This window comes from Streptomyces spinoverrucosus (assembly GCF_006539505.1).
Taxonomy (GTDB): domain Bacteria; phylum Actinomycetota; class Actinomycetes; order Streptomycetales; family Streptomycetaceae; genus Streptomyces; species Streptomyces spinoverrucosus.
Genome location: NZ_BJND01000146.1, coordinates 1 through 4,346 on the forward strand (window position 1 = coordinate 1; position 4,346 = coordinate 4,346).

The window sequence follows — 4,346 nt, forward strand, 5'->3', positions numbered from 1 at the left end:
TAAGAACTCCTAACGAAATGATCTTCGAGGTGGTTGGATCACTCCGGGACCGTTGATCCGGGGGTGCGGAGTGGCTCGGCTGAAGCCGTGGGAAGTCGATAACGAGTTGTGGGCGATCGAGCCGCTGCTGCCGAAGGTTGAGCGTCGAGTTCGGCATCCGGGGCGCAAGCGGCATCCTGACCGGCTGGTGTTCCAGGGCATCCTGTTCGTGCTGCACACAGGGATCGCCTGGGAACATCTGCCGCAGGAACTCGGCTTCGGTTCGGGCATGACCTGCTGGCGGCGTCTGGCCGAGTGGACCGAGGTCGGGGTGTGGCTTCGGCTGCACCCAGGCTCCGCAACGCAAACGCCCTCGACTTCTCCCGGGCGGCGGTCGACGGCTCCCACATCCGCGCGTTAACCTCGATCTTGCGTGAGGGTCCGTCAGCTTACTGACGGGCCCTTTCTGCTCGTCCAGCGTGGAGATTTCTGTTTGCGGGCATGTTGATTGGCCCGGCTGTCGCGCTGGGTGGGCGCCGGGTTCCACGCTCCGGGGTGTGCTGCTCGTAGGGACGGGACGCTGCTGGTCAGCCGGGGTTCGGGAGGGCATCGAGCCGGGCGAGCGCGCTGGTGATCACGTCGGTCCATAGCCAGTGGTGTGCCAGGCGGAGGATGCGGCGCCGTGCGGTGGTGACCAGCTGCGCGGCGGCGGAGAACAGCCGCAGTCGCAGGCGGCGAGGTTCCCACCGACGTGCGGCGCCGGTCAACGCCAGCATCGGCATCCAGGCCAGCAGGTCGAGGGCGATCTGGACGATCTCCAGCCAGATCTGGTTCTGGGCCGTGTCGTGCAGCGGCAGGTTGCGCAGGCCGGTGGCGCGGGCGGCGCGGATGCGGTCCTCGGCGCGGGCCCGTTGGCGGTGCCGCAGCTCCAGCTCGGCGATCGGGGTGTCCTTCGTGTTGGTCGCGAAGCAGGTCAGCCGCAGTCCGTCGGCGTCGGTGAAGCGCAACTGGGCGCCCGGGTGCGGGCGTTCCTTGCGGACGATCAGCCGTATCCCCTTCGGCCAGCCGGTCAGGCAGTCGCTGCCGGCGTCAATCTCGGCGACCCAGGCGCCGTCCCGGATCTCGCCGTCCGGCTCGACGGCCGGTGTCCACGCCGACGCCGGGATCTTCAAAACAGCCTGGTGGATGGCGTCGGTGATGGTCATCCCGACCGAGTACGACAGCCACCGCCCGCGTGCCGCGAGCCAGGCCACGAACTCATGGGTGCCACCGCCGGAGTCGCAGCGGATCAGTGTGTGCCGTCCGCGACGGTACTTCTTCGGTAGCTGGGCCAGGGCCAGTTGCGCGGTCTCGATGTGGTCGGCGGCGGTGTTGGAGCCGGCGTTTCCGGGCCGCAGAAGACCCGCCACCGGTTCCCCGGACGCGCCGTGGCCGTGGTCGACGAACCCCATCAGCGGGTGGTGCCCGAACGTCTTCTTCCAGGTCGCCGCCGCGTCCTGCTTGTCGGAGTGTGCGATGACCAGCACCCCGTCCAGGTCCACAACCACCTGACCGTCGGCGTCCGGCGCTGTGTCACCGGCCAACCTCCAGACGTGTTCACGTACTTCGGCCCGGGCGGTGCGGATCGCCGCCAGGGCCCGCTTCCCGCCCGCGGCGAGTGTGTCGATGAGCCGGGAGACCGTCGGGTCGGAGGCGACCGGCCCGAACAGGGCTGGCTCGGCCCGCAGCATCGCGACATCGGCCAGGCAGTCCCCGCCGAGGGCGACCGCGAGCGCCACGTCCAGCAGGATCTTGCCCGGATCGTTCACTGCCCGCGGCTTGCGCCACGGTGCCAGCGCCGCCGATATAGCCGCATCCAGGCCGGTCTTGCGGACCGTCTCCACCAGCAGCACGGCCCCGGCCTGAGAGACCACCGAACGGCCGCCGCCCTCGACGCGGACACACGGGTACGACCCGATACGCTGCTTCACCTGGGAAGTGCTTCTTTCCTCGCAGCCAACAGGACTCTCAGCAAGTCCTATCGTTGCAGGTCAGGAGCACTTTCCGCGTTTTTGATCAACCCCCGGACAGACCATCTCGCGAAAGCGCGAGGCTAGGAATCCCCGTGCCGAACGCCTACCGCCGCTCCCGTCACCGTCCCTGGAGGTCTGCCGGCCTTCCCCGGACGGCGGGCCGAGGAGCGCGTCATCGCTTGGGTGTATCAAGGAGGCACAGGCTCCTGCGTCTTTTGCTCACCTTCGCCCTGACCGCCTCCGTCGGCTCGGTCAGCTGGCTGCTGCTGGGGGACGGAGGTTCGTCCTGGCTCGGTTCCCGGGATCCGTCGCGGGTCGTGGCGCAGTTGGATTTGCCGTGGCCCCAGGCCGGGCAGGCGAGTGTCGAGGTGGAGGGCCTGGGGAAGGTCGGCACGCGGGGCGAGCAGGTTCCCGTCGCGATCGCCAGCCTGACGAAGGTGATGATGACCGCGTATGTGGTGCTCAAGGAGCATCCCCTCACGGGCGAGGAGAGCGGCCCGGAGATCACCGTGGACCGTGAGGCTGGGGCGGAGTCGTTTTCCACTGTTGAGTCGACGGCACCGCTGCGGGCCGGGGACAGACTCTCGCAGCGGCGTCTTTTGGAGCTGATGCTGCTGCCTTCCGGCAGCAATGTGGCGCGGCTGCTGGCGCGGTGGGATGCCGGCAGTCAGGAGGCGTTCGTGGCCAAGATGAACCGGTCAGCGGCCCAGCTGCGGATGGAGCAGACCACCTACACGGATGCGAGCGGCATCAAACCGACGACGCGGAGCACCTCCGAGGACCAGCTGAAGCTGGCCCGTGCGGCGATGGCGAACGACGTCTTCCGGTCCATCGTCTCGATGCGTAGCACGACCGCCCCGGGCACTGCCGTGCCTTTGCGCAGCACCAACAAACTGCTCGACGAGCCCGGCGTGATCGGGCTGAAGACCGGTTCCACCACGCCTGCGGGCGGCAATCTGCTGCGGGCGGCCGTCCTTGAGGGCCCCATGGCCGGCGGATGGCCCTGGGAGCTGTGCTGCGGCAAGCCCCTGACACCACGCTGGAGCAGGCCCGGCAGCAGGTCTTCGAGACCAGTCGCGCACTGTTGGAGGCATTGCGTCGCGAACTGCCGCGGCACCTGTCCTGATGCTCCCACCGGATCCGGTGTCGGGGTATGTCCGGGATTCGGCACGAGGCGTCGGCGATCCGGCGGCGGCCTGCGGTCCGGGGAGTGCAGCCTTGCCGTTCATCGGTGCGGGCACCACCGGCAGGCCACCCGTGGTCGGGTCGGACTCGTGGGCCACGTCGAAGGATGCGGCCGGGCGGCCGCTGCTGTCCCGGTGGGCGAGGAGGTGCCGGGCACGAGCAGGCGGCTGGGCATGGGGGCAGTTGGCTTGTGCTGTTGCCTGGGCCCTTGCCGGACGGGCGGGAGGTGGCTGCGGCGACGGGCGGTCCGCGTCCCTTTCGGGTGGCTCATCCTGCGGCCGTGGGACGGCTTTCGGGTGGGCTGGTTGGTGACGGTGGCTGGTGGACCGCATGAGGTAGGGAGTCGGCAATGATCGTGGCCCGGGTGGTTATCTGTCGAGTGCGCGCCTGTGTCTGGCGGGCGGTGGTGCGTTCCCCCGTCGGCCTGCGATGCGGTGCTCGCCGCGCATCGGCACCGGTCAGGGCCGTGCCGCCCGGGGAAGGCGCGTCGCCCCGGCCGGTCTGTGGCCAGAAGGCAGCGTGACCTTTCCCGGGTGCGCACTCGCCCGGCGGGGCCATGGGCCGCACTCCGGGGCCGCTCAGGATGGGTGGCCTAATCTGCCTGCGGGTCGGCGGCGAGCTCGCCGGTGCCTCCGGGAGATGGCGGCACTACCGCGATCGACCGACGGTTTGATGGTCGTCTTGTCCCGGACGGTGGCGGACACGCGGATTGCACCTCGCACGATGCCGCCTGCACGTCGGCCACCAGCCATGCGTTGACAGTCAGCGTTCCGTCTCGCCGGGTATGGGTCCGCTGCGGTTGACGGGCCGGGTGCCTGGCGCCCGCTGCTTCGTTGCCACCAAGTGAACGAGTTGGTCGAGGTTGCTGACGAGGCGCGGCTGAACAAGACCTTCGCCCGCGTCTGTTCGATCTTCTGTGGGCTGCTGACCCCATGAGGTGATGGGGCGCTGATGGCTGTGCCCGGCCGACGAGTTGGGCATTGCCCAGGCTGAGGAGGGGGCGCCGTGCATCGCGCCGGATGAGCTGAGGGAGCTGATCGAGCGCCAGGCCGCGAGCCGCAGGCGGGCCGCCAGATGCCGTGCGGCATCCTGTGCGTCCGGCGCCATGACGATTCGTTGGGAGCCGCTTGCCGGCTTCGGCATGTCTACGGGATTCTCTGCGAGCCTCGG

At 69.4% G+C, this 4,346-nt stretch carries 3 protein-coding genes and 1 pseudogene; 2 read left to right on the forward strand and 2 right to left on the reverse strand.

What is annotated here, in order from left to right; all coding sequences use genetic code 11:
• Positions 1 to 70: 70 nt before the first annotated feature.
• A pseudogene (locus SSP24_RS42040) lies at positions 71 to 396 on the forward strand (transposase); the annotation flags it as partial.
• Between the two features lie 170 nt (positions 397 to 566).
• Here SSP24_RS42040 and SSP24_RS42045 read toward each other — a convergent pair.
• On the reverse strand, positions 567 to 1,949 hold the full coding sequence (locus tag SSP24_RS42045; protein WP_141316475.1) for an IS1380 family transposase: 1,383 nt from the start codon (positions 1,947 to 1,949) through the stop codon (positions 567 to 569).
• A gap of 257 nt (positions 1,950 to 2,206) precedes the next feature.
• Between SSP24_RS42045 and SSP24_RS42050 the strand changes: the two genes are divergently transcribed.
• The gene (locus SSP24_RS42050; protein WP_174864811.1) at positions 2,207 to 3,529 is read left to right on the forward strand and encodes a D-alanyl-D-alanine carboxypeptidase family protein; all 1,323 of its coding nucleotides are present in this window, start codon (positions 2,207 to 2,209) and stop codon (positions 3,527 to 3,529) included.
• A gap of 409 nt (positions 3,530 to 3,938) precedes the next feature.
• On the opposite strand, the gene SSP24_RS43685 is transcribed toward SSP24_RS42050, so the two are convergent.
• Positions 3,939 to 4,346: hypothetical protein (locus SSP24_RS43685; RefSeq protein WP_218037165.1), on the reverse strand; the 408-nt coding region annotated here is incomplete at its 5' end.